This is a genomic window from Anaerobacterium chartisolvens (assembly GCF_003337415.1).
GTDB lineage: Bacteria > Bacillota > Clostridia > Acetivibrionales > DSM-27016 > Anaerobacterium > Anaerobacterium chartisolvens.
The window spans coordinates 1-26,144 of the sequence record NZ_QPJT01000021.1 but is presented as its reverse complement, the minus strand read 5'-3'; the positions used below and the strand labels follow the sequence as shown (position 1 = coordinate 26,144).

The window sequence follows — 26,144 nt, the reverse complement described above, 5'->3', positions numbered from 1 at the left end:
GCTATAAAATATATGTTTGGCTTCCTTTTTTAAGAAAGGGCAAGAAATAGTCCCCGGTCTTTTTGTCCCAAACCTCAGGAGAGCTCTTGTCTTGCCTTTCCTTAGTCAATATTATGTTCTTATAAGTATACTATTTTGAATAGTCTTTTGAATAGTCTGTCAGACCTATAGCCCTTGCATAGCACAGCCATGTCTCAACGCCTGCTATAACAATTCTTCCGTCTACAGCCAGCAGCTCAATTCCGAGAAGGGAGACCCTTACGAAAAGATCTATAACTATTCCCTTCTCCAGTATTCTGTCCAGAACTTCAGCAAGACTGGACGACTCTACAGAATGCTTTACAGCCATAATTTTACCTCCCAGTAATTAAATTATATTTTAGAGTTTTTTCTCTAGTAACTATAATATGAATCACCGGGATATAGGTGCATATACTTCCAAAAATAATATCGCTGCTGAGCCTTAAAGCCGCTTCTTAACTCTCCTCATTTTGTTCATTTTCCTCGTCCCCTTCGTTCTCGTCGTTGTCCTCATTCTCTTCGGCCTCTCCTGCTTGTACACGATTATATTCTCTTGCTGCTCTAAGCTGCTTTAAAAGCTTTTGCTCCAGCACCTCAAACTCAGCTTCATTAACCCCTCCCATTTCATATAAAAGCGCGAGATCCATCAGCTTTTTCTTTAATGCCTGTTCGTCATAAAGCTCCTTAAGAGCATAGTCCGTTATGGTTTCAACAAGGTTATAGAGATTTTTAAAAATAAACATTATTTTATAAAGCTCCCCTCCTTTAACGGTTTATTCCCATGCTTGTGAAATTATATGGCGGCCATGGCCCGGAATAGCTGACCTCGAGGCTGTCGGAATACTTCTTTAACGTTGAATCCACAATATTGTCAAACTCAAATTCCTTGGACTTAAGTATAAGGAAGGCGGCATTTAGTACAATCAAGGGGTTGTTTGCATCATTAAGAACAGCATCCTGGGCATGTCTTGCTATTTGATCATAAATGGCGCGTATATAAAACTGTCTTCTGCTTTTAACCTGAGCCTCTACCATTTTGCCAAGCTCTACATTAAGAAGATAATTGTCCTTCCCCGATTTTTTTATAATGGAGTCGCGGAATTCCACTATTTCTTTTGTCTCTATCTCCCTGGTAAAAGCATCCTTTTTCCAAAGAACCCTCAGCCCCACCTCCATAGACCCTCTCACTCTGGCAAGGTTGTCGCATATGTACTTATAGGCTTTATTCAAAAACAGGTTTATATCCTCCCTGCTTTTGAAGATGTTCCCAAAGCTGCAGGGCACCAGATTATAGGACAGCTTCATAAAATGCTGGATAACTCTTTCATGGGTTAGCGCATTGTCTCTTGAAGGGTCTAACTGCACCAGCGCAGTATCGCTTAAAACAGCCGTTATATCCCGAAAGTCTAAAAAATATACCTTGCCGTATTTGCCTATGCCCTCTAAGTCAATGTCATGTGTAACTCTTCCTTCTATAAAGCAATATACATACTTACCCCTGCCCATATTAAAAATCCTCCATTCTATTAGTTAAGGCTGTTTTAAGATGCTGACGTGAAATGCAAATAGCAGGTGTATTGCTCCATTCCTCGTCATTTGTACTCAAGAAATCCCTTATGGCCAAAAAGGCTGCCCTTGTACATGCCCCGCCTATTTCAGCGCCGCTGAAGCCTTCCGTCAGGGCTGTCAGCTCATCCATGTCCACCGCCGGATCAAGTGGCTTTTCCTTAAGGTGCAGTGAAAATATTTCCTTTCTTTCGGCGGAATTCGGAAGATTAAATTTTAATATTATATCAAAGCGTCCGTCCCTTAAAAGCGCCTTATCTATCTCCTCAATCCTATTGGTTGCGCCGACCGCTATAACATTTTCAAGCCCTTCTATCCCGTCGAGCTCAGTTAAAAGCTGTGCAACGACAGACATTTGCCCTGAATTACCGCCTGCGCTTACAGAAGCAAGCGAATCAATTTCATCAAAAAATATTATGCACGGCGCCGTTTGCTTTGCTCTTCTGAACACCTCTCTTATCCCCTTCTCCGACTCACCCTGCCATTTTGAAAGCAGCTCGGGGCCTTTTACAGATATAAAATTAGCTCCGCTTTCAGTAGCTATCGCCCTTGCGACAAGTGTCTTTCCAGTACCCGGGGGGCCGTAAAGCAGTATTCCCCTGGGGCTCCTTATTTTCATTGCGGAAAAGATCCGGGGATATTTAAGAGGCCACTCTATGCACTCCCTTATCCTGCTTTTTATGTTGGAAAGCCCTCCAATCATATCCCATGTTACATGCGGCACCTCAACCATAACCTCACGTATTGCCGACGGAGGCACTTCATTAAGCGCAAGCATAAAATCGGACTGTGAGATTTTCATATTTTCATAGCTGCGAAGTACCTTGCGGTCTCCGTAAGGATGCTCCGCCAGATACCTCCTTATGCAGTTCATGGAGGCTTCGGTGCATAGCGAGCTTAAATCCGCACCCACATATCCATGTGTTCTTGCCGCAAGAGAGCTTATATCGGCATCCTCCGCAAGAGGCATGAGGCGGGTATGTATTTTAAGTATCTCAAGCCTTGCGCCTTCATCCGGAACGCCTATGTAAAATTCCCTGTCAAACCTTCCGGGCCTCCTGAGAGCCGGGTCAAGCGTGTTGGGAAGGTTGGTGGCTCCAATCACTATCACACTGCTTCTGTCTTTTACACCGTCCATCAGAGAAAGCAGTTGAGCTACTATACGCTTTTCAACATCCCCCTGCACCTCTTCTCTTTTTGGCGCAATTGCATCAATTTCATCAATAAAAATAATGCTGGGGCTGTTTTCCTTTGCATCCTCAAATATTTCTCTTATCTTTGCCTCGCTTTCCCCATAGTACTTGTTTATTATTTCGGGACCGTTAATGGTAATAAATTTTGCGTTAACCTCATTTGCTATTGCTTTTGCAATGAGTGTCTTTCCCGTACCAGGAGGGCCGTATAAAAGTATTCCCTTCGGGGGCCTTAGATTGAGCTTTTTAAACATGTCCGAATAAACCATAGGATATTCAACTATTTCCTTTATTTTGGTTATCTGAGTATCCAGTCCGCCTATGTCCTTATATCCTATAAAGGCTTCCTCTGATTCACCGTATTGTCCGTCCCTGTACACAAATTTAGTGCTGTCGTCAATTGTTACAAAGCCCTCGGGGAAGGTTCCTGTCACATGAAAGGAAAATTTGGCAGACCCCAGATGAGGAATAGCTATAAAATCCCCTTTGCAAAGGCAGTGGTTTTTGAGCATTTTCTTTATATATTCGCTCCCGGCTTTTTTTGCAAAGCCTATAGTGCGTTTATCCTCCGCAATTACCACGGCGGAAGCTCTTCTCGCCTCTGCGGCGCTCAGCTCCGCCTCGTCTCCTGCTGCAATTCCCGCATTCGCCATAGTTGTTTCATCAATTTGAACTACATGATCCATCTTGTTCTCTAAGGATGAAAGCAGAACCCGTACACAGGTTGTTCGCATTCCCGTAATACCTGCAACATCTCCCACATCAAGGCTTAATAAATCCATCAGGCCCTGACTTATTCTCGCAATGCCTCTTCCGGTATCCTCAAAGCCAAGCGTTTCAACTCTCAGCCTTATACTGCCGCAACCGCTATCCTTCATAATAACCTCTGCTCCCCGTCCAAAAGCCCCTTTATTCACTATTCTAAGCTTAAAAAGGCTTATAAGAGGGTATTCTATTTTCTAATAATAACAATTTTAAAAATTCCATTGTTTTCAGATACAGAGATGTTGTCCTCTGTGGTTTCAAAATCACCTAAGTCTATTGTTTTGTCGTAAACCGCTTTTTCGCCGGTGCCTTCTATATGCAGAGAATTCCCCAAAAGCCTGCAGCTAAAATTCTTAAGCGATATGTCGGGCATATCCAATATTGCTATAATCCTGTCCTGCTCTCTGAAAACATCAGTTTGCGGAACTATGATATCTACTTTTCTTTTGACGCCGGGAGCATCCTTATCATTTAGTCCCATCCGTACGGAGAAATCATATGTACCCTTAAGCCCGTGCTCATTGTCCGAATTAAAAAGCTCTCCTGAGGAGCTTTTTTTGGATGCTCCAGTTTCAGCCATTTCAATTACATTATTAAGAAGCTTGCCAAAGCCCTTTAATATATCTCCAAGTCCGCTCATGCCGCTGTCGTCAGTCTTTCCCGCCATTTTTTTCTCCATTTCCAGCAAGGGCCACAAATGAATCCCTCTTGCTGCCGAAAGTCGGGATGAGATTCATTTAATCGCCCTTGCCATTATTTTTTAGTGTATAAAAATAGTCATGTGGACATTCTCCGTCCCGCCTGTTTAATATTCAAAGGTTACATGCTTGGTCTTTGGGGGTTGAGTAACAGTGTTCTGAGGCACCTCACACTGTTCTTTAAAATAAGTGTTTATTAAGTGGATTTCCTTCTGTATCTCGTCAATCCTCTTCTCAACTCTTACCATTCTGAGCTCTGCCATTTTCTTCTCATATTCAAGGCGGTTAAGCTCGTTGGATAAGGTATATGCTCTCATATGGTAATCCTTATCCTTAGAGCCGCTTGGGGTGTTATGGGTTACAGGCCTGCTGTAAATCGAGCTGTTGGTCTTAGGAAGCATAATATCACCTCCTTTTATACTAATTTTGATATTGAGCTTCGTATTGCCTGTTCTGCCGTAACAGGCACAGCCTGATTCTTCAATATGTTTCCTGCGCCGGCCTCAGTTCTTTCGGCGTTTGTTCTTCCCCCCAGAACATCCTCACAAATCCTTACAAAAATCTCATTATCCGCGCTGACAGGAATATTCATCTGACTGGACACCTTTGCTATCATAATGGCGGCGCGTATTGATATGTTCAAGCCGGTTCTCTTTCTGTAGTTCTTGACCAGATCTACAACCTTTTTGGCATCCTCGGCAACCATACCTGTTTGAGCCAGCACTATCCGGATTTCCGTTTCTCTGTCCCAGTGTTCCAGGTTAATGGTGATCATTCTGTCAAGCAGTGCCTCCTGTGTATTGTACACGCCCGCATATTTTTCGGGATTACTTGTAAATATTGCTTTAAAGTTGGGATGTACCTTAATAAAGTTTTCTCCTACCCTGTTTATAGGCAGCTCAAGAATCTTTTCCTCAAGTACCGAGAGCAGCACATTATTAGTCTCAGGGGTTGAGCGGCTGAATTCGTCATATATCAGTATATAGCCTTCCTTGCAGGCATTTACCAGCCTTCCGTCGAGCCATTGCTGTTCTGCCGTTTCATCGGTTTTTAATACCGAATGTATATAATTGTCTATAACCACCTTTTTCCTGTACCCGAATTGCCCTCCCACCAGCTCTGCCGAACGAACCTCATCACTTCCAAAAATAATTACTGCGGGCTGATTCAATAAATGTGCCAGATGCATGGCAAGAGTCGTCTTTCCGGTGCCCGCAGGGCCTTTTAAATGAACGGGAAAGCCCGCATTGAGATATGCAAGTGATCTTGAAATGACATCCCGTATTCTCTCTGTCTCCACAAAGCTTTGTTTTTGCTTAAAATCTACCAACGTAATTTCTTCCATAGCAGACTCCTTTCTATTCTTCGAGAAGCTTTCCTCTTTCTCTGATTCCCGTTCTGTTATAGGACATTACATTACAGCTTTCATCTAAAATAACATCAAACACATACAAAAGGTCGCTGCGGCCTCTCTTAATGGTGTAGTCCTCATCCATTAAAAGCTCGGCCGTTACCTGCCATCCCCCGTCATTGGGAATAACGGAGATAACCTCGCCATCCTTTCCGAACACCTCAAACAGGAAATCCTTTACTATCTGAGCAATTTCTTTCATATACACCCTCATCCCCCCTGTTCCATAAGTAACTTCTGACTTCTTGTAGTTAAGCCCACAGCGTCGGCATAGACCAGATAGCTTTCAATGCTTGCTATGACAATCCTCGCTTCTACAGTAACCAGCTCAATGCCTACAAGCGAAACACGAATAAATATGTCTATAACAAGACCCTTATCCAGTATTCTGTCTAAAACTTCTGCAAGGCTTGAAGATTCAACAGCAGAACTTTTCATGTTCTTCACCTCATCCACAATAAAACTATTACATCTATAGTTATGAGCACGCATTGCACATTATTACATATTTATTGGCTGTCTGGCTTTAAATGTGCTGTTTTTTTAAAGGCCGCTATCTGTTCTATGGCCCAGCTTAAGTCATCGTTATTAATAACCACATCCTCCGTCGCCCCGCCGCCCGCCTTGAGAAATCTGTCTATGGCTCTAACCGCCGCCTTTTTGCATATTCCCGAGATATCCGCGCCCACAAGCCCCTCTGTGCGGAACGCAAGCTCCCGGGTGCATACTCCGCCGGCTATGGGCCTGCCCCTTAAATGGATATCAAATATTTTGCATCTCTGCTCATAGTCCGGAGGGAATATTTCAAATATCTCATCGAATCTCCCCTGCCTTAAAAGCGCTGCATCTATCAAATCTATCCTATTGGTAGCGGCAAGCACAATAACTCCCTTAAGCTCCTCCACTCCGTCCATTTCAGCAAGCAATTGGCTTATTACCCTTCGCCCCACTCCCGAATCATTGCCGCCATAGCCTTCCTGACATGACAATGCGTCAATTTCGTCGAAAAAAATTATGCATGGGGCCGCCTGCTTTGCCTTCCTGAAAACCTCCCTTACTCTTTTTTCCGATTCTCCCACCCACTTTGAAAAAAGAGCGGGCCCCTTTACAGATATGAAATTTGCATTGCTGGCAGACGCCGCCGCTTTTGCAATTAAGGTTTTACCCGTTCCGGGTGGGCCGGTAAGCAAAATACCCTTTGAGTACCCTGCTTTTACATGCCTGAACAGATCGGGGTATTTAAGAGGCCATTCTATAGACTTTTTAATTGCGTCCTTTATATCCTCAAGTCCTCCTATGTCCTGCCACATTACATTGGGTATTTCTACAAAAACCTCTCGTATGGCTGAAGGCTCTATCTCTCCCATGGCACGCATGAAGTGATCCATATTTACCTCGAGTGACAGAAGCGTTTCATACGGAACACAATCCCGGTGAAAATCCATGCCCGGCAAAATCTTTCTCATCGCAAGCATTCCCGCTTCCCGGCAAAGTGCTTCCAAATCGGCTCCCACAAAGCCGTGGGTTATACCCGCTATCTCTGTGAGATCTATATCCGCGCTCAACGGCATTCCTCTGGTATATATATCAAGGATCTCCCTCCTACCCTGCTTATCGGGAACACTTACCGATATTTCCCGGTCAAACCTTCCCGGCCTTCTGAAAGCGGGATCAAGGTATTCGGGGATATTAGTGGCTCCTATAACCACTACATGCCTGCGCTTTTCCATCCCGTCCATGAGGGCAAGAAGCTGCCCCACCACTCGTTTCTCTACCTCTCCCGATACCTCGGTACGCTTTGGAGCGATTGCATCTATTTCATCAATAAAAATTATAGAAGGAGCCCTTTCGGCGGCCTCCTCGAATATGCTCCTGAGCTGGGCTTCACTCTCCCCATAAAATTTATTCATTATTTCAGGACCGTTTACAGCTATGAAATATGCCCTGGTTTCCGCAGCGGCAGCCCTTGCAATGAGGGTTTTCCCCGTACCGGGAGGCCCATGAAGAAGAACTCCGTTAGGTGGCGCTATGCCTAAGCGTTCAAATATTTCCGGGTATCTTAGAGGGAGCTCTATCATTTCCCTTATTTTCTGTATTTCAACATGAAGCCCTCCTATATCCTCATAGGATATTCTATATTTAGCGGCTCTTTCTTCCCGTCTGCTTTCAACTATAATTGCCGTATCGGGGCATATAATTGACACATCTCCGGGAGATGCTCCCACCACCTTAAATTCCGCGCATTTAGAACCAAAAAGGGCCGCCCGCACAGTATTGCCCTGCATAACGGCAAGCCCCTCCAGCAGCCTTGCTATATAAGCCGGGTCCCAATCGATGCAGGTATCGGCGCTATCGGCCACAGGAGCCAGCACTACGGATCTCGCACGCGACGGCACCGCCTTCTTTACAGACACCCTGTCGTCAAGCCCCACCCCGGCATTTTCCCTTATTATTCCGTCAATCTGTACAGCCGATTTGCTTCTGTACTCCTTATGTCCCGGCAATATTTTTGCGGCAGCGCTTTTGCTGCCCGATATAACTACTATATCTCCCACAGAGGCCCCCAATGCCGCCATGTCCTCGGGATGGATTCTTGCCACTCCCCGTCCCGCGTCTCCGGCTCCGGCCTCCCGGACTTTCATTAAAAGCTGGTTGCCCTCCCCCATAATACCCCGTTCATCCCTTTCCGCTAAAAATAACAAAAATTTTTTATCTGCTGCCTTAATTGCTTACTAATATCTTGCTCTATAGCTCACCCAGCCGCACCTTGGGCAGCCGTTTTTTATCAACTCGTCCTTCTGTGCCTCTTTGCCGCATTTAGGGCAGCTATCCATATTTCTTTTATCCTGCTGTACCGCTCTGCATTCCGTCACAGCTTTATTCCATTGCCCCAGCAAACCTTCATCGGCGGAAAAGCACGCTACCTTATTTTCCCTTCCGTCTCTATATACCACAACCAGAGATTTTTGCTTTGCGGATGTATTTCCAAATTGCACCTCCTGTATGTCGGAGTGCATAATAGCTGACGAGGGTATTTCAAACAGCAACCTCCCTTCAAAGTCATACCACCAGCACAGCCTGCTTGACGTGAGATATAGATGTCCCGGCTTCCACTGATACTGAAGCCTCCCTTCAGCTATAAACGGCATTTGATACCACATTTTCCCGGAATGCGTTATGTCCTCTCCCGCCTGTAAAAAGTCGCCTTCGGCATCCTTCTTATCCGCAAAGCCTGTATTATCCTCAAGAACAATGCCTTTTTTGCATATAATACCCTCAAGAGCATTTTTAAGCGCGGAGGTATCCTTAGAATGCAGGCGCGCAATTTTATCCTCACTCAGAAGGAGGTAAAGCTCCTGTCTCTTTTCCCCCGTAAAGTGATCCTTCTCCTTTATTTCCATTGACCTTATTTCCTCGAAATACTTCTCAAACAGCACCTCAGGAGGCATTTTCCTGAACATAATTAGTCTTTTATTAGTAATATATATTGTACCGGGCCTCCATGTATTGTATATCCCTCCGCTATACCAGTGTGTTCCGAAGCAGGAGAATATTATATACTCCCCGTCTCCCATGGGAGGGCCTTTTAGGTCTGTCTCCTTAGCTGCCACCGCACGCTGGGCTTCGTCCCAGTCCTTCATAATACCGTATTCCAGCATGGTTTCCATTCCTGCCAAAGCAAGCCTTAGGTTAAGCCCCAGAAGAGGAATGCCTGCCACAGATATTATAAGATCAGTGTTTAACAAAAGTCCCTTATCCAAAATCCTGTCAATCAGATCATTAAGTGTAGCTTGGGGGTTTCGATTGGGTTCCATTGCAACCCCACCTTTCCAATATCATACGTGTCATGTTTTTTTCAATTATGCCCTGCCATTTTTTAGGTTCTGCCAGGGCTATGTAAGCCTGCTTATCTTCCTTGCTGTTGCCGTAGCATATCCTAAGCTGTCTTATGCTGACGCCGAACAGCCACTTTCTTTTAACTATTTGTATTTTCGATATGTTTTCCAGCCTAATTTCAAGCATTCTTTTTTGCCCTATAGCAAAAAACAGCCTGCCTCTTTCTATAAATAAATGCCCAAGCTTCCATGAGGATTGAAACTGAAAGGTTCCTTGAGTCATATAAGGCTTATTTTTTCTTATTTGGGAATGTAGGGTTCGGGAGGTTGGCACTGGCATTATTGTCCTCCTTTTTCAGCCGCTACAAAGCTGTACGGAGCCCACGGGCCGCTGAACCGCACTGAAATAAAAGCGTTGGCCTCAATTCTTTCGAGCTCCTTGCCCAGATCCTTAAGCCTATCCTTATCCACCAGACAGGAAAGATTCATAATCATCTGTTTGTTCCCGCCAACTTTTTTAGCCTTCTCTATCACAACATCGTCAACGCAATTTCTTATACGCCCATAAAATTCTTTAAAATACAGGTCCGCCCTCTGCTCAATCTTTTCCCTGAGCAAATCCTTAAGCAGCTCTCTTTCCATATATGCTGCTCCTTGAGGCTTACAGTCTATTTCATGCCTTTTGAGCCTCAGCTCTTCATCCGATTCCAAAAGGCTCTTGCCTATATCCTCAGTATCAAGCACCACCTGCACCCCAAACTCCTGCCTATTCTTCACCTTTTCCATAGTTCTCTGAAACCTTTGGTAATTCTCCTCCAGCCAGCTCTCTACCACCTGTTCGGGAGATTTTTGTTCATTTTCCTCAATAATCATGTCAAAGCTCATGGGAAGAACCGCACCAAATTTGTTCATAACCACATCCAGTACCTCCTGCTGCGTAAAAAGCCAGTCCTTCACCACCGCTTCATCATCGGATTGATACGGAATGGTGTCGCAGTCATGCACTACAGCACTTATATCCATGTATGGTATGGTATATACCTCCGCACCTCCTAAGCCTATAGCACCCAGACCCTCATTTGCCCCACCGCAGGTTACTCCGTAAATATAGCGCGCAGGAAGCACGTGGACACTTTTTTCACAGCAGCATTTTATAGTCAAATCGCTTTGTCCGCCGTCCTGCGTGGCCGAAGACTCCTCCCCATCATTCTCAACACCCGCGCTGTGTTCCATGCAGACACTATCTGTGCAGACATTGTCTGTGCATACACTGTCTGTGCATACACTGTCATCTATACATGCGCTGTCCTCCGAGCCTCCAAGCTTTTCACCATCAATGCCGCGACCCCACCTATCCTTCTCCCGCTCCATATCCGAAGGCTTTTCGTCGTCCTTCAGCATGGCGGCACGCAGACTGTCGAAGCGCTTTTGAAGTCCTGTAAACTGCTGAAAAAAAGAGTTGTGCTGATATTTTTTTATCTTTTCGCTTTTGGCACATGACAAAATTGACAAAGCGGGAACAAACACCTGAAGCTTGTCAGCCTCCGCCTCCATATGCAGAGCTGAGAATATTTTTTTAATATTATCCTCATTTATTTCTTTTCCCAGCTCCTGCAGGAACATGGCTGCATAAATATATTCCATAAGCATTCCTCCCTTCATAAAAATGTGTTACTAGTGTTCTACTTCATCTTCCCATCTTTCGGGATTTACAATTTTATCCACAACATCATCCACGATTTCATCAAGTCCATCTCTCACCGCCTGAACCGATTCAGTGATCCCCTGCTCTTCCTTTATTTCCTCAATAGCTATATCCAGCTCCATTAATGAGCTGCCCAACCTCTCTATTTCATCTTCCGTTAAAATTCCGCTTTTAATTCTATTTCGTGCCTGATGCTTTAAGGAATCTCTGATTATTTCCACCAGAGCCATAATTAGTCCCAACAGTCCATGCTTTAAATTATCTTCATTAATGTCAAGAGCCATATCCTTCACCTTCTGTGTATGAAATTTTAATATTCACTGCATAAGCTTATCCATTCTTATGCATATAATGCCGTGCCTCTGCTCCACACTTGCGCTTGCTGCAAGTGCCGCAGGTTTTGGATACTCCAAAATGACGGCTACGTGATCGCCCTCCTCCAAAAAATCAAGTATCGGCTTTCCCTCGCCGTCCCCCGAGGAATTCTCAATATCCCGGGACAGCCACCAGTTAAACAGTATATTCTCTCCCGATGCGGCATCAAATCTGCATTCCTCAAAGTTAAGGGCAGGAGCGCCTAAAATTCTGACTGCTGCAGGATTTATTATTTCATTTATTCTGTACAAAACATCCATCTCCGCAGGAGCCCCAATAAGCCAGGCAAGCTGTGACAGCTTGGCATGTCTGTGAAGCCTTAAATGCCAGAATATTTTCCTGCTCTTTTCATCCAGCTCATGCAGAAATATTTTTACGTCATTTTCAAAAAGCTCCTTCTGCTCACTGTCGTGACAACCGATGCCTAAAACCGAGCAAAGCTCCTGAACTCTTTTTAAAAGCCCTTCCTCCAAAAGCTTTGCCGCCTCGGGACACCTGTCCAACGCCAGAGACAGCACAGCGGGCATATATCTTTCATCAAAGGCTTGGGAGCCTCGTCTTCTCCTGCCGCATATTAAATCCCTGCTGCAGCCGATATCATCGGCCATGCTTCCCTCATCACGGTATGTAGAATATAAAAGATCAAAAGCTGCTTGCTTTAAGTGCCCGGATAGATACCTGCATATATGCTTGACTGCTCTTTCCTGAACCTGCCGTTTCATAGGGCTCCTCCTATATTGGTTGTCCTACGGATATTATGGTATGGGCATATTCTGTTCTTCTCATAATGGCCCCGGCAATTTTTAATTACTTTTGAAGAATAGGTGCAGAGAGTCTCTGCTTATTTTCCAGCTCCTTCTCCTTTAATTTCATCTGTGCCTTTGCACTAACCCATCCGCACCAAGGACAGCATTCACTAAGCAGTTCCTCCTTGCCTACCTCCTTGCCGCACTGGGGACAGGTTTCAACGCCTCCCTGAGCATCCTTCCACGCAGCGGTTTCCAAATTGGTGCCTGAAGGAAACTCAAGTCCGTATTTTGCCGCTGTTGCAAAGGATGCCAATGCCGCCCTCACCTTAACGCCCAGCAGCTCCACTCCTGCCACAGACACCGTAATATCGGCATTAATTACAAGTCCTTTGTCAAGGAGCTTATCAATAACATCTGCCAGGGATGACCTGTCATTTTTGTCACGGGTTGCTTCTATCATCCTAACTCCTCCCTTTTTTCACCTCACGTACTTATACATTAACTATTGCTCTCTGTCATATATAGATTTATACATATATTTCCTCCTATACAGTTATTTATATTGAAAAATACAAGCTAATATTCCAGACTTTTGATTTTATTTTTCGCAAGCAATCAGGGACGGTTAGCTTGAAAAACAACTCAACGCAGCCTAAAAATGGGTAAGCTTAAATAAAGGAACTGTCGTCCTTTGAAAAATTTAAAATTAATAGTTGTTCAGTTTAAGCCATGGAAATGTCAGTAGCTTTTATTACTCCATTGGAAATAAGGAGTTTTACAGCTTGGCCAATTGCTTTCTCCTTCTGTTTTTCCAACATTTCATGTGGCATATCAATTTTGTATAAATCGCTTGGATTCCACTCTTCGCCAGTAACAAAGATGTTGTAAATAGCAGTGAGTATCATCCTTGGGATAGCAATAATGGCTCTTTTTTTGCCTCTCCTTTTACTGATGTGTTCGTACTTGATTTTGTAGTAAGGAGATTTATCCGATTTCACGGCTGCATGGGCAACTTGTACCAATGCAGGTTTGAGGTAGACACCGGCACGTGTAATTCGGACAGATTTCTTCTTACCTGCGGATTCATTGTTGCCTGGCGTTAGGCCCGCCCAGCAGCATAAACGCTTGGAATTGATAGAGAAGCGCAGGGACGGTTAATGTGAAAACAAAATTTATTACTACCCCAAGAATGAGCAGCACAAAAAAACCATAAGCATTGAAATTGACAGACGGTTATGGTAAAACATAAATAGCTATTATTGCTTAGCGATTGAATTGGCTTTATGCCACCATTGGGTCGTAGAACTCTCCAGATTTTAGCAGTTTATAGATCAATGTTAAAATCTTTCTCGCTACAGCAATAATAGCTTTCTTTTTGCCTAATTTCCCTTGATGTGACCAGAACCACTTTGCAAAACTTGAACTCCTACAGCGAACAGCTGCCCATGCAACCTGACATAGAATAGATTTTATATACGGATTGCCTTTAGTGATTTTACGAGATTTTATCTTGCCCGCAGACTCATCATTCCTCGGGGACAATCCTGCCCAAGATATCAGTTTCTTTTCACTACTAAAATTATTCTGTGGGGTAGCACTTGTCTCAGACATGATAGCTAATGCAGCGTTAATATCAATTCCCCGAATGGAATCAAGCTGTTCTAACTGTATTCTATATGGAGAAGCCAGTTCCAGCATCATAGAATGAATCTGGGAAATTTCCAGATCAAGACTACTGATTTTATCAAGCAGCAGACTGAGGTATTTACACTCTGAGTAGTCGAGTTTGCCGCAAATTGCAAGACTAATTTCTTCTATAGGCCTTTTTACATGTTTATCAACAAGTTCATAAACATCGTCAAGAGTTAGCGTTCATTTTTTCGATAAGGTAGTAAGCAAACGCCTCCCACTTACTCCTAAAATGCTACTTAGGACAGAAGAAAGCCTAAATCCATGGCTTTGCAGAAATTTTTCGATTCTGTTTGAATATCTGGAACGCTCCTGAACAAAAGAACGGTGAAGTCTTGAATATTCCCTCAAATTACGGATGAGTCTTTCGGGAATAAAACTTGCTTCTAAAAGCCCATGTCTGAAAAGGTTGCTAATCCATTCTGCATCAGCGACATCACTTTTTCTTCCGGGCAAATTACGCATATGGTAGGCATTTACCACCATCATACACTGATATTGAGGAAGATATTCTTCAACTGCCTCATAAACAGGCCGCCAATAAACACCTGTACTTTCCATTGCAATGTGGAAACATTCATTTTCTAAAAGCCAAACACATAATGCTTGCAAATCAGATTGCAATGTCTTGAATTCAGCACGGATAATATTAGGTTCATCCTCTGCATCACCTTTTAAAATACAAGCCTGAATGATGTCCTTGTGAACATCCAAACCACAGCAGCAGCTTAACAATGCTTTCAAACCAACACCTCCGGAATATTTTAGCAGGTTGAATTGTCTGAAAAAAATGAAGTTTAATGTACATAGTCACAATATGCTATAATTCTCTGTACTCAAAGACAATTCAGTCATGTTCTAAAAGCGGAGTAGCCTCCAAACCGTCCCTCGACCTTATCCTGCAAAAATATTATATCATGGAGGCGAAGTGAATTGTTTTCACATTAACCGTCCCCTCGATTATACTTTCAGACGTATAATCTGATGCTTTTTTCAAATACTATGAAAGGCGAGTAAATCCCATTATGAATATAGTTAATTTTATCCCCTATCACTGAGATATTCTTTAAAGCTTGAAAGATATTACCCTTAATAATCAGAGGCCTAATACGCCCTCTGATCTTTCCATTAACTATTCCATAACCGTTATTAACTGAAAAAACAAAACTTCCGTCTGAAAAATTGCTTATTCCGTTCCCAATAATCTCATTTACTATGATTCCATCATCAATATCTTTTATAACCTGCTCCAGAGATTTTTCTCCTTTTTCAACAATGAAATTTGAAAATCTTGGTATAATTCTTTCATTATTGATTGTTCTGATGCCGTTTCCTGTTGGCAAAACCTTTAATCTGCTGCTGTTGTATAAATCATTTATTATTGAGACTATCCTTCCATCAGAAATAAGAGCCTTGCTCATACTGGCTATACCCTCATCGTCAAAAGGGTAGCTGTTCTCATAACCTTCAACGGTGGGATCGTCAATAATCGTGATTTTTTTGCTCACTGCTGAATTTTCATTATTTAATATTTCAGCAGAACTATTATTAGAATTTAAATACTTCCTCAATGGTATTAAAATGCCTAAAAGTGCCTGATTTGTCAAAATAACAACCTTTTCCCCGGGAAATACTTCAACTATACCCTGAGGGTAATATTGTACTTCGATCAGGCTATTTGCCAAGCTTGTATAATTGAAAGACGTCGACGAAATATATTTATTGGAGATTTTTAAATTAAGATTTGAGGAACGCCTGCTGCTTCTAATCTCAACACCTAATAAGCTTTTTGAATAGCCCAGGCTCAAGCCTTTTGAATTAACATATTCTTTAATAATACGTGTTTTTATAATATCTAATTCATATGAAAATCTATTATCAAGGTGCTTAAGCTTTTCCATAAGTTGAAGGCCAATATCATACATCTCTGAATAGCTGATATTCTTCAAGTAATCATCTCTGTTATTTAAACAGCTTATATTAATATTTCCGGGAAAATCTATAATATTTTTTTCCCAATGGCCTATATTTTTACTCAGCTTTTCCATACCCATATTCTTGCCAAATGCACAGGCTGATCCTATTTTTCCTTCCCTAATAACACGGACTTCTTCTTTAGTAATATTTTTTTCAGAAACGGATATCTCGTTTTGAATATTAACGACCGCATTATTATAGTATGCTTTAAAGTAATCATATTCATTATCTATGCTCATAGCTATCCTATCCTCTTACATGAATATTTTCTAACAGGATATGGGGGCTTCCCATAGAAACAGGAAGGGGATTCTGGTTTAGCTTCCCACATCCGCCTCCACTTGTCCATTCAAAATCACCATATATTCTTTTGATTTTTTTTAATGCTTCAAGTATATCTCCACTGATTGTAACACCGGATAAGGGCCCGGCAGTCTTACCGTCCTTCACCAGGTAGCATTCTCCGCAGTTAAAGTAAAAAGTCTTCCGGTTTGTATTGCCTCCCAATAGACCTTTTACATATAAGCCGTTTTTTACATCCTTAAAAAAATCCTTTCCCTCACTGCTGTTAGACTCAATATAGGTGTTGCTCATCCTGACAATGGGAGAATGGTTTATATTGATTGCCCTCGCATTGCCCTCGATTTTTAATTTCATCTCATTTGAAAGCATAATATTGCCTAAATAACTATCGATTAACCCATTTTTTATAAGGTATTTCTTTTTACTCTTTACGCCCTCATCATCATAATCAAATGAGCCGTTTAAGCCTGGAATTGTTGGGTCGTCTATTACATTAAGGAATTCAGGCCCCACACAGGTTCCTATTTTAAGGCTGTTTCTTAAACTTTCATCCTTGCAAATATTGTCGGCCTCCAGCATGTGTCCTATCGTTTCATGAATAAACAGCGCCGCAATTTCCGGGCTCATAATAATATCGTAGTTTCCCTCATCCACTTTTCTGAGGCCATTGGATACTATAAGATACTTTAGCTTTTCGATAATTATGTTTTCCTGTAACGAAAATTTGTGAAAATTTCCATTACCTTCTCCAAATAACAAAATACTCTGATTCCTAAAATTTTTATCATTATATGTAAGAGTAAAAACGCAAGTATAAAAAGAAAGCTCTTGAAAAATATAAGAACCTAGGGTATTGAAATATTCTTTGCTTCCGGTGCAATCATTATATTGCACAGCGCATTTTACTTTGGAGGAGAAATTTTTAACCAAATTAATATATCCGTTAAGAATATTTACTTTATATTCATTACCAGCCTCAAAAATACTGCTGTTATATTTAATCTCATTTGTGACAGGATTTCCCGAGTAGAATTCAGCCCACGGGTATGTTAAATTATCCCCCAGAATATCAATACTATTTTGAATGCAATCATCCAGTTGAGCAATATCTTCAAATTTTATACTAATATAATATCTATCGTGAATAACCCTAAGTAAATATCCCGATTCATCAACTATGCCAACGTCTCTCAAGCTATTGCCGGTAAAAGCTATCTTGTTATACCTTACATCCGAATACCTGAGATCAATAAAATATCCCTTGCACGAATACTTTTTTAATATATTCTTTATATATGACTGTCTATGGTGCATATAAATATACCCACTCCCAAAAATAAATTTTTCATATCAATCACTCGGATTCAATTGATAATCCATCTGTTTTTGTATTTTTATTCTTGTATCATAGTCTGCCAGCTTTTCACAAAGGTACAGTCCCAGCTCTATTGCAGCGGTGACTCCCCCCCCTGTAATTATTCCATTATCTTCAACAATCCTGCTCCTGCTTACAGTCTTACAGTATTTCTTAAGCTTGCCGTAGGCATTAGGATGAGTTGTAGCATTTTTTCCCTTTAGGAAACCGGCAGCACCTAACAATAGTGCACCTGTACATACAGATACCTTTAAACTGCAGTTTTTTGCCGTCTTAAGCCAATTTATAAAGTCAGCGTCATCTATAAGTTCCCGAGAACCAAAGCCGCCCGGAACAACAAGCATATCATAATGAGCCAAATTTTCCCGCACCTTACTCGGCCTGAAATAGAGCCCTGTATTATCACAAACCTCTTCCGTATACGCACTGATTTCCCAGACAAAATCCGGTAAGAACCCCATTGTGTTAAGTCTGGTTATAGGGTCATAAATACCCACAAAATCCAGTGCTGTCATTCCATTATATATAATAAATGTTGCTTTCATAGAAAACCCTCCAGCACATCTTTATTAAATTTGTAGAGACTTTATTAATAGCTCAATTATGCAATTTGTATATATTTCTGAATAAATGTACTACAATCAATAAGCCCAAAGCTATAAGACCAATATTATATACAACTAAAATATTCATATTAGTATAGCCGATCTTTAGAATTTGAGCAATAGAAGCGTTTAGTGCATTTAAAGGAACTATCAGCATAATTTTATTGTATGGAGCTGACAGACTGTTAATGTCGAAGCAATATCCGTTTATAAAATACAATAATAGACCTGACACGGTAACTATAATTCTTCCATTTTTAGCCTTTCGCGATAGAATACATAAAATAAAGCCTAATTCAGCGTTGAGTATTATTAAAATAGCAAATAGAGCTGTTAGGTAAAAAAGCTGTAAAAGAGAAAATTTGAATATACACATCAAAGCAATTATAGCGATCAAATAAAATAAAAAATTGTTTCTTACCTCTTTAAGAAAAAATGGATCATTTTCTTTGTTGACTTCCCAGACAAATTCCTTAATCTTGGAAATTTCGCTGAATAAGCTATTTGAAAAGCAGGCAAAAAATAACCAATTACACATACTTAACAATAAGTATTTCAATTTGTAGTCTGCCGCAACACTAACAAGCGAGCCTGTAATAAATGTGGCAACCAATAATATTTTCAGTATATTGAGTATATAGTTATTTAATAAAAAGCTGCTTCCGCCTTTTAATAGTTTCATCATAACCTTCACCCTCACAGCCTTAACTTATGCCGTTAACCGGCCATTACACTCAGTTTTGAAACGGCTTCTATAGAAACCAATCACAACAAAAAGCATTATGACATCCAGTAAAGCAACTATAGCCAAATCCGAATTATGGCCAATCAAATAGGGCTCCAGACATAGCCCAGCTCTGATTGAATTCACAAAATACGTTAAAGGCATCAGCATACAAACCGCCTTTAACGGAAGCGGCAGAAGCGAAACGGGGTAATATATCCCGGTTAAAAATGGGGCATATCTCTCATACAAGCTAAAGAACACCCTGACCTTTTTTGAATAATATATTAAAAAGCTAATCAGATATGCAAGCAAATAGAGAAATACCAGAAAACCAAAGTACAGCAATATAGGTTTTACTGCTATGTGACTTAAGCTGCTGCGCTTTCCAAACAATATAAACTCAGGTATCAGCGTTATGATATTAGTTATAATTAACAGCGGTATATGGACTATTGTCTTGGCTAACAATATATAAAACAGCTTTTGTATTGAATTCTCATCAGGCTTGTTTTTCTTCTTTGTTGCCGTCAACCCGATAAAGAATATTATACCCCGCATATTCGACCATAGCATAATGCTCAAGGAATAAAAGGTCTGATAGTCCGTTTTATTAAACCATCTGCAAATTGCGATTAATGGAATCAGCCATATCAACGGGACAAAAAAATTTATTACCCACGTCAATCTAGCTTTATTTACCTGGGAAAACTCATACTTTATGGTTACTGATAAACTTTTAAAAAACATACAATCACCTATAGCGAAATCCTCAATCAAATATTATCCTTATCTGAACCCAAGGAAAGGCTACCCACTTCCCGCTAAATACCTTCGTTTATCTTTTGCCTTCTGTTAAATAGCTTGGCATTTTGGATTGCAATTAAAAATGTAATTACCACTAAAAACAATGTACTTGAAACCAGCAATACTTTTTGCACACCAAAAATATCTGCCAAAAACGTTCCAAAGAAAATTGACAATGATGTAAACGGCCCGAAAATCGACCCTATATTTGAGAATACTGCTCCTCTTCTTTCTTCGGGGGTTTTTATCTGAATATCTGAATGGATGTTCGCAACAGCTATGTAGAATATCAACCCACTTGTGAAGGTAATTATCAAAGCTATCAAATAAGTGTTTACCATATATATAATCGGATTTAACAATGCAAATAAAACTATACAAATAGAAAACAGCTTTCTATTGTCAATATTTCGGATAGCATTGATCTTAACTCCAGCCAATAAACTTCCAACTAAATTCCCAAGCGTCCCTATCGCACAGAAAAAGCCGAATTCCTTGGTATCTCTTCCGAGAAATGAAATTATGTATACCATCATTAAGGGACCTACCATTCTGTTCAGTATCCTATCGGCTATTCCAACAATTGCGTAATATCTTGTAGTGTTGTCTTCCATAATAGTGCCTACCCCTATTTTCAGATTATCTAAAACTTGTCTGAAAAATTCGCTCTCATTGCCCTTCTTAATGAGTTCTATTTCTTTTGGTCCATAATTTACGAAGTATGATAAAGCAGCACATATTACAAAAGATATGGAATCCAGAATAAAAGCAATATAGTTTCCGTATATAGCAATAAGAATCCCTGCAAGAGCAGGACTGACAATAGTTAAAGTCTTACTTACAAATAAAAAAAGTGAATTGGCCGAAATCATATCTGGCTTGTCAACAATTTTAGGCACTATTGACATCTTGCATACACTAAATACTTTACCCAAAACAGTATTAACAAATACAAGTATGTATATTAAAAAAAGGTATGGCGAAACCATTACCAGCAGGGTAGTTACAGCCTGAATAAGGTTGGCTATGATTATCAGGTGTTTTTTATTATAGTTATCTACCATATGGCCGATAAACGGTCCTGTAAGTAGGTTAGTCAAAGCTGTTATTAAGGCAACCATACCTGACTGAAGTGCACTGCCGGTTTTGCTGTAAACAAAAATCATAAATACAAAGCCGCTCAGCCCGGAGCCTAGTGTTGATATGCTGCATCCCAGCCAGAACAGGAAAAAATTCCAGTTCTTCAACAGTTTGAATTGCTCAAAATTCATCATTTCAGCATCAATCCTATCCTATTAAATTAAAAGCTATATATCTTGTACAGCTAACAGGTTTTCCAACTTGATCAAAACGCTCTTCTCATACCGTGATATCGCCTTCATCAAGTGGGCTAACTCAAAAACCTCCGGCTGCTTGCTTCTAAAGGATGTCATTACCTTCCACCAGCTGCCTGCAATAATAAACATGTCTCTGGAAATTCCATTTAATTCATTATCTTTTAATAATCCCGACACATATTCTAAAAAATTGCTGAACATATAATGCAAGCCCACAACACATGTGAAAAATTCCGTACTCCATTGCTGATAATAGCCCTTAATGGCTTCTTTATCAGCTTTAAGCAGTTCAATAAGATAATCGGAGAATGCTTCTATCCCTCCAATTCCTCGGGAATTACTCTCAATATCGGACTGGCTGTATAGCATATTAAAAATACTTTCATTCAATATCTTTTTTATCAGTTCCCTCTCTTTAGCTTCTATGTTGGAAGGTATATCAACATCAAATATGGTATAGAACCCATGACTTCTATCACTTTCCCAAAAAGCTTTTTCCAGTTGCTCCATGGGGATCCACTTATGAAAATCTTCAAAGGACCCATCACTGTTCATCCATCTGTCTGATATACATATCTGCTTTTTATCATTGTCCAGCCCCAACAATAAAGATGTATGAGGATCGTTATGAATCTTGTTAAAGAACATAGTACCTTCAATATAATACCAATCGGGACTGATAAGTATAGGAGTGCCTTTTTCCAGATAAGCTGTACAGATATCATAAAATACTTTTATATCATCCATATGGAACCTTTTAACAGAAAAGCCCAGTCCGCTTCTTTTCTCTGGAGTGTCATTATCGGTTGTAATGGATTTCCTCCCTGCCTTACAGTCCTTCACAGCGAAGTCTAGGCTTTCAATTAAATACAGAATGGGATTTATTACTTTTTTATATGCAAGAAAATCCAGAGCAGCATGCCTGGTGCAATTCAGGTATCTGGTTTTTAGTCCACCTACGATATTTCCGGTTTTGGATTCAGGATAATCAGATATCTCTATTCTCACTGTGACATCCCTCCCATTGAAAGAAGTTTTTAAGCTTAAGCATTGACTGCTTCCTTGTAGCAATCCTTAGGCCTTACCTTCAGGTCAAATTGACCGTACCTTGCCCAGCATATTGCTCTGCATTCGCCGACGCACTCCGCTCTATAGCTGCAGCCTATACATTCCTCAGCTAAAGATGCATTTTCCACATCTCTGAATTCATTCAGAAGCTTAGATTTCGTCCATATTTCGACCACATCAGTCTGCTTCACCGTTCCATCCCAACATTCCGCCTCTTTAGCCTGTAAGTTGTTGCAAGGAAAAACATGTCCGGCATAGTTGATATAGAAGAATAATGTTCCTGCTCTGCAATACACGGCACAATTTTCATCGACAGGCTGATCAACGGGACAGTCTATGATCATCTTTGGGTTTTTAAGCTCCCTACTCCTTATCCCCGACATAATTTTTCTGATTTCATTATAATCTCCCTGAGAAAAGTTTATTCCGTTTTCTTTTGCCTTTCCGGTAGGTACAGCCGGAATAATTCTCAATACATCTACCATTATGTCATTTGCTAAATCAAACATTCCTTCGATTGTATTTAAATTATTTATATTGTCACCGTTTTTTGGTTGCAAAATCATATTTACTTCAGTAACAAGCCCTTCTTTTTTGATTTCTTTTAAACCCTCTACTGCACTTATGAATGAGTTTACTCCCTTGGGAGGGCATCTGAGAGCGATTTCGACTTCAGGCTCTGAAGATGTAAGTGCAACCTGTATTGCCGTGATTCCTGCCTCTCTATATAACCTTGCGTGTTCCTTTAATTTGTAACCGTTTGTAAGCAGATAAATTTCAGGTACAATCTCAAGCTTATTTACACACTCATTTTTTATCATGGAAGCAATCTCTAAGGTTCTGTCCAATTCAAGGGAAGGCTCCCCACCGGATAAGCACCATGATGTCAGTCCAAATTCCACAAAAGGCTCCACCAGATTTTTTCTTATAATATCAATAGACATTTCTGCTTCATAGTCTCTTGTAGGGACATAGCACCAGGGACACCTGTAATTACATTTTCCTGTGACTTCTATAATTGGGGTAGGAGGTGTAATTATTCCCTCTTTATATTGATCAAGTTGACCGATTACCTTTTTCGGACTGAAAATGCTTCTTATAGGCAGCTTATTTTGGGATACAAATTCCAATATATCTTTGACATATTCTTCGCCATATCCATAGTTTTTCCCGCAAATTGCAAGTAAACTATTATAAACCTTTTCAAATTTCCTGGTTTTATTTTTTCTTAAAAGCTCTATCAACTCAAGGTATACCAGTAGAGCCTTTTTATCAGATTCCCATTGGCCTCTGTAATACGGGTCAATAATCATAAATTTATCCGAACCTTTTTTTAATATTGTAGCAAACATAAATTCTCTCCCTACATAAATTTCTGTCAGCATAATATTACCCAAAGCATATGAGGTGCTAGCCTCATATGCTTTGGGCCTTGCCTTAATTAGTCTTCTGCTTCGTCAAAGCAAAGATACATGCAAGAAAACTCTACGCTCAATTCTGACTGTTCCCTTACTGTTGTCATGTTGACCACCTCCTAAATCAAAAATATTATGTATACAATCACTCATAGAATTAATCTATGAATGCCCGACCTATTATTTAGATACTCAAAATAGAGTATAGGTTGGTATAAATCACACCATAATGTACTGTTACTAACTTGCTATCCCCATGTTGAGCTGTTACTTTATATCTAAAATAGTAACTTATAATAACATAAAATTACATATTATATATATATTACTTTATTATTGAAGTTTTGTCAAACAAATTTCTATATGTTTAATACTTATCAATTTCTTTCGGATTTCATAGCTAATCTAAAAATTTGTATGTACAAAATTACTTATCTAAGCTATAATGGAATTATAGGGAAGATTCTAAGCTTGAGTAAAAAGTGTAAATACTGCTTAATCCTTTAAGTTGAAAGATAAAATTGATTTTGGAAGTGATAGTATGGAAATAGATTACGTCAGAACTGTGATAAAACAATTAATATTGAAAAAAGCAGAGTGCCCGGAATTTAAAGATGATATTGATCTATTCAGTACAGGATTGAATCTGAATTCAATTCAGTATATTGAGCTTGTCGTGGAAATTGAAACAAAGTTTGGCATAAAATTTGACAATAAAGATTTATTAATAGATGCATTTAATAATGTAGGCGAACTGGTAAGGTATGTATTCAGCAAGGTAGAGCTTAAACATAAACAGGAGTAAGGCTAGGTTAATGTAAGCCACTTTTCAATGTGGAAAAGCAGATTGACGAATTAAGGTGAGCCAGAGTCGAACTTAAACTTGTGAGAAAGGAATCAAACAATGGTTATGAATATTGATCCTACTGTTAAAGAATTAAAGATAAAAGTGCAAAAGGATGTTACTACATATTTAAATTATTCTCTTCCCTTATGCGGAATTTTATCTGAAAATAAGCTGTATGCTTGGTTTTATGAACATTTTATACAGATTTATGCACTAACCGATAATAATGGGAATCTCTGGATTGATTATCTTGAGGATAAAGATTTTTATAAAAATGTAGCAGAATACGAAATTTATGGTTGTGATGAATTAAAAGATGTAGGGAATATCATAGAATTGGTAGCAGATAAAATCAATATGCAATACTATATAATCGTCTATATAGATGAATATTACCTGCCGGGGAAAGAGAGTTACAGGCAGTGGCACTTTCTGCATTCGCTGATGATATATGGCTATGATAATGAAAAAGAAATATTAAAGACTATCGCTTTTAATAACAATAAAGATTTTACACAAACTGAATATACATATGGGCAGTTTGTTGAAGCCTATGAGGAAGGTAAACTCTATTATGATTCGTCCCCTGTTTGGGTAACTAATGAAACACTTGAGGTTATAAGGTTGAAGGAAATAGACTCGTACAAATTTGATATCAAATCATTTCTTGAGGAATTGAATGGTTATTTATCAAATCAAGGGGAGTATTCAAAGATTCGTCCTAATAATCTTAAAATAAACGGCGAAAAGGCCACTTTTAATTACATGATTTATGATGAATTATTATATCATTTAAACAACTTAATCCAGGGTAAGATTACTATGGATTATAGATATATGCACTTAATGTTTGAGCATAAGGAAATCATGTATAAACGGCTTAAATATATCGGTTCAATGTACAAAGCCAGTGACGAATTAAATGAGCTTATTAATGAATATTCAGTGAAAGTGAGAAACAGCTTCAAGCTTGCCAGGAATCTTTTCTTCAAGCAAATGATAATAAACCGCTCTACAGACAACAAGTCTTATGCCAATGAAATACTTCTTAGTATCATACATATTGTTAAACAAATTAAAGCTAATGAACATGAAATTTTAGCAGATGTTTATACTTCTCTTAGATCTATTTTTTAGAGACAAAAGGGCATATCGTGACCAATAAAATGAGCTTTAATGCCTAATCAAAAGAACAACCATGACTTTTTGACACAGAAGAATGCATGAAAATTTTTGTTTTCACATTAATCGGCCCCTTGATTATGCACGGTAAAAGCATGAAGGAAGATTAGCCCATGGCATAAATTAATCGTAAGCGTCAAAAACGCCAGTACATAGTTTGGCAGCGGTAAATGTTGTACAATCGTAGTAAATAAGGTTGAAAGAGTTGAGAAAGTTGAGAAAGTTGAGAAAGTAAGTCAACTTTTTCAACCGAGAGGAGCGATTGTATGGATACGCAAAAGGTAACGACAGAATACCGGTTGTCTAAATGGGGTGTGAATATTTTTTAGTGTAAATGGAATAATCCACCAAATTTGTGTTAATAATTTTAATGCAGCATAAATCGGGCGACGCTGAGGAGCGACCCAACGCTTGCTGCAGCTTATACGATGAATGGCGGACTTTATTGTTCGCCGTTTTTCTATTCATCGGTAAGCTCCAAGCGGATAAACCTCGG

At 40.0% G+C, this 26,144-nt stretch carries 28 protein-coding genes and 1 pseudogene; 2 read left to right on the top strand and 27 right to left on the bottom strand.

Translation table 11 applies throughout. From position 1 onward, the window contains the following. Positions 1 to 130 precede the first annotated feature (130 nt). From gvpA to DFR58_RS16025, 27 genes and pseudogenes are all read right to left on the bottom strand, one after another. Positions 131 to 349 carry a gas vesicle structural protein GvpA gene (gene gvpA / locus DFR58_RS16155; RefSeq protein ID WP_114298891.1) on the bottom strand — a complete coding sequence of 73 codons (219 nt, stop codon included), beginning with the start codon at positions 347 to 349 and terminating at the stop codon, positions 131 to 133. A gap of 127 nt (positions 350 to 476) precedes the next feature. Next, positions 477 to 764, bottom strand: a complete 288-nt coding sequence (locus DFR58_RS16150; RefSeq protein WP_114298890.1) for a gas vesicle protein GvpG — start codon at positions 762 to 764, stop codon at positions 477 to 479. A 22-nt stretch (positions 765 to 786) separates the two neighbouring features. Continuing rightward, positions 787 to 1,527, bottom strand: a complete 741-nt coding sequence (locus tag DFR58_RS16145) for a GvpL/GvpF family gas vesicle protein (protein ID WP_114298889.1) — start codon at positions 1,525 to 1,527, stop codon at positions 787 to 789. Between the two features lies 1 nt (position 1,528). Beyond that, a complete protein-coding gene (locus DFR58_RS16140; RefSeq protein ID WP_114298888.1) occupies positions 1,529 to 3,658 on the bottom strand; it encodes a CDC48 family AAA ATPase in 2,130 nt (709 codons plus the stop codon). Between the two features lie 74 nt (positions 3,659 to 3,732). Beyond that, on the bottom strand, positions 3,733 to 4,224 hold the full coding sequence (locus tag DFR58_RS16135; protein ID WP_147273196.1) for a hypothetical protein: 492 nt from the start codon (positions 4,222 to 4,224) through the stop codon (positions 3,733 to 3,735). A gap of 126 nt (positions 4,225 to 4,350) precedes the next feature. Further along, positions 4,351 to 4,644, bottom strand: coding sequence for a hypothetical protein (locus DFR58_RS16130; protein ID WP_114298886.1), 294 nt, complete (start codon positions 4,642 to 4,644; stop codon positions 4,351 to 4,353). Positions 4,645 to 4,658: 14 nt separating this feature from the next. Further along, a complete protein-coding gene (gene gvpN / locus DFR58_RS16125) occupies positions 4,659 to 5,588 on the bottom strand; it encodes a gas vesicle protein GvpN (protein ID WP_114298885.1) in 930 nt (309 codons plus the stop codon). 13 nt (positions 5,589 to 5,601) lie between these two features. Then, positions 5,602 to 5,856: a gas vesicle protein GvpO gene (locus DFR58_RS16120; RefSeq protein ID WP_170138188.1), complete on the bottom strand. Its 255-nt coding sequence runs from the start codon at positions 5,854 to 5,856 to the stop codon at positions 5,602 to 5,604. An 8-nt stretch (positions 5,857 to 5,864) separates the two neighbouring features. Continuing rightward, entirely contained in the window at positions 5,865 to 6,092 is a 228-nt protein-coding gene (gvpJ, locus tag DFR58_RS16115; RefSeq protein ID WP_114298883.1) for a gas vesicle protein GvpJ, read from the bottom strand. 71 nt (positions 6,093 to 6,163) lie between these two features. Further along, positions 6,164 to 8,356, bottom strand: a complete 2,193-nt coding sequence (locus tag DFR58_RS16110; protein ID WP_207659256.1) for a CDC48 family AAA ATPase — start codon at positions 8,354 to 8,356, stop codon at positions 6,164 to 6,166. Between the two features lie 30 nt (positions 8,357 to 8,386). Then, positions 8,387 to 9,469 carry a gas vesicle protein GvpJ gene (gvpJ, locus tag DFR58_RS16105; RefSeq protein WP_114298882.1) on the bottom strand — a complete coding sequence of 361 codons (1,083 nt, stop codon included), beginning with the start codon at positions 9,467 to 9,469 and terminating at the stop codon, positions 8,387 to 8,389. Then, positions 9,435 to 9,830: a hypothetical protein gene (locus tag DFR58_RS16100; protein WP_114298881.1), complete on the bottom strand. Its 396-nt coding sequence runs from the start codon at positions 9,828 to 9,830 to the stop codon at positions 9,435 to 9,437. The genes gvpJ (DFR58_RS16105) and DFR58_RS16100 overlap by 35 nt, the downstream gene beginning before the upstream one ends. Further along, positions 9,830 to 11,134, bottom strand: coding sequence for a GvpL/GvpF family gas vesicle protein (locus DFR58_RS16095; RefSeq protein ID WP_170138187.1), 1,305 nt, complete (start codon positions 11,132 to 11,134; stop codon positions 9,830 to 9,832). The genes DFR58_RS16100 and DFR58_RS16095 overlap by 1 nt, the downstream gene beginning before the upstream one ends. Positions 11,135 to 11,164: 30 nt before the next feature. Then, positions 11,165 to 11,479: a gas vesicle protein K gene (locus DFR58_RS16090; RefSeq protein WP_114298879.1), complete on the bottom strand. Its 315-nt coding sequence runs from the start codon at positions 11,477 to 11,479 to the stop codon at positions 11,165 to 11,167. 33 nt (positions 11,480 to 11,512) lie between these two features. After that, positions 11,513 to 12,292: a hypothetical protein gene (locus DFR58_RS16085; protein ID WP_114298878.1), complete on the bottom strand. Its 780-nt coding sequence runs from the start codon at positions 12,290 to 12,292 to the stop codon at positions 11,513 to 11,515. An 85-nt stretch (positions 12,293 to 12,377) separates the two neighbouring features. Beyond that, positions 12,378 to 12,779 carry a gas vesicle protein gene (locus DFR58_RS16080; protein WP_114298877.1) on the bottom strand — a complete coding sequence of 134 codons (402 nt, stop codon included), beginning with the start codon at positions 12,777 to 12,779 and terminating at the stop codon, positions 12,378 to 12,380. 262 nt (positions 12,780 to 13,041) lie between these two features. Continuing rightward, positions 13,042 to 13,452 (bottom strand): annotated as a pseudogene (locus DFR58_RS16075) (transposase); the annotation flags it as partial. 148 nt (positions 13,453 to 13,600) lie between these two features. Continuing rightward, entirely contained in the window at positions 13,601 to 14,020 is a 420-nt protein-coding gene (locus DFR58_RS16070; protein ID WP_114298876.1) for a transposase, read from the bottom strand. Positions 14,021 to 14,191: 171 nt separating this feature from the next. Continuing rightward, the gene (locus tag DFR58_RS16065; RefSeq protein ID WP_170138186.1) at positions 14,192 to 14,752 is read right to left on the bottom strand and encodes an IS110 family transposase; all 561 of its coding nucleotides are present in this window, start codon (positions 14,750 to 14,752) and stop codon (positions 14,192 to 14,194) included. A gap of 224 nt (positions 14,753 to 14,976) precedes the next feature. After that, positions 14,977 to 16,224, bottom strand: coding sequence for a metallopeptidase TldD-related protein (locus DFR58_RS16060; protein ID WP_114298874.1), 1,248 nt, complete (start codon positions 16,222 to 16,224; stop codon positions 14,977 to 14,979). Between the two features lie 7 nt (positions 16,225 to 16,231). Then, positions 16,232 to 17,602, bottom strand: coding sequence for a TldD/PmbA family protein (locus DFR58_RS16055; protein WP_114298873.1), 1,371 nt, complete (start codon positions 17,600 to 17,602; stop codon positions 16,232 to 16,234). Between the two features lie 36 nt (positions 17,603 to 17,638). Further along, entirely contained in the window at positions 17,639 to 18,208 is a 570-nt protein-coding gene (locus DFR58_RS16050; RefSeq protein WP_114298872.1) for a DJ-1/PfpI family protein, read from the bottom strand. Between the two features lie 52 nt (positions 18,209 to 18,260). Continuing rightward, the gene (locus tag DFR58_RS16045; RefSeq protein ID WP_114298871.1) at positions 18,261 to 18,953 is read right to left on the bottom strand and encodes a hypothetical protein; all 693 of its coding nucleotides are present in this window, start codon (positions 18,951 to 18,953) and stop codon (positions 18,261 to 18,263) included. Between the two features lie 24 nt (positions 18,954 to 18,977). Continuing rightward, on the bottom strand, positions 18,978 to 19,742 hold the full coding sequence (locus DFR58_RS16040) for a YhgE/Pip domain-containing protein (protein ID WP_170138185.1): 765 nt from the start codon (positions 19,740 to 19,742) through the stop codon (positions 18,978 to 18,980). A 74-nt stretch (positions 19,743 to 19,816) separates the two neighbouring features. Further along, positions 19,817 to 21,073 (bottom strand): MFS transporter, encoded by a 1,257-nt coding sequence (locus DFR58_RS16035; RefSeq protein ID WP_114298869.1) that lies wholly within the window; start codon positions 21,071 to 21,073, stop codon positions 19,817 to 19,819. Between the two features lie 33 nt (positions 21,074 to 21,106). Continuing rightward, positions 21,107 to 22,144, bottom strand: a complete 1,038-nt coding sequence (locus DFR58_RS16030; protein WP_114298868.1) for a hypothetical protein — start codon at positions 22,142 to 22,144, stop codon at positions 21,107 to 21,109. A gap of 35 nt (positions 22,145 to 22,179) precedes the next feature. Further along, positions 22,180 to 23,556: a radical SAM/SPASM domain-containing protein gene (locus DFR58_RS16025; protein WP_170138184.1), complete on the bottom strand. Its 1,377-nt coding sequence runs from the start codon at positions 23,554 to 23,556 to the stop codon at positions 22,180 to 22,182. Positions 23,557 to 24,127: 571 nt separating this feature from the next. Between DFR58_RS16025 and DFR58_RS16020 the strand changes: the two genes are divergently transcribed. Together DFR58_RS16020 and DFR58_RS16015 are read left to right on the top strand one after the other, a co-directional pair. Beyond that, positions 24,128 to 24,424 carry an acyl carrier protein gene (locus DFR58_RS16020; protein WP_207659255.1) on the top strand — a complete coding sequence of 99 codons (297 nt, stop codon included), beginning with the start codon at positions 24,128 to 24,130 and terminating at the stop codon, positions 24,422 to 24,424. 105 nt (positions 24,425 to 24,529) lie between these two features. After that, on the top strand, positions 24,530 to 25,603 hold the full coding sequence (locus DFR58_RS16015) for a hypothetical protein (RefSeq protein WP_114298932.1): 1,074 nt from the start codon (positions 24,530 to 24,532) through the stop codon (positions 25,601 to 25,603). The last annotated feature ends 541 nt before the right edge of the window (positions 25,604 to 26,144 follow it).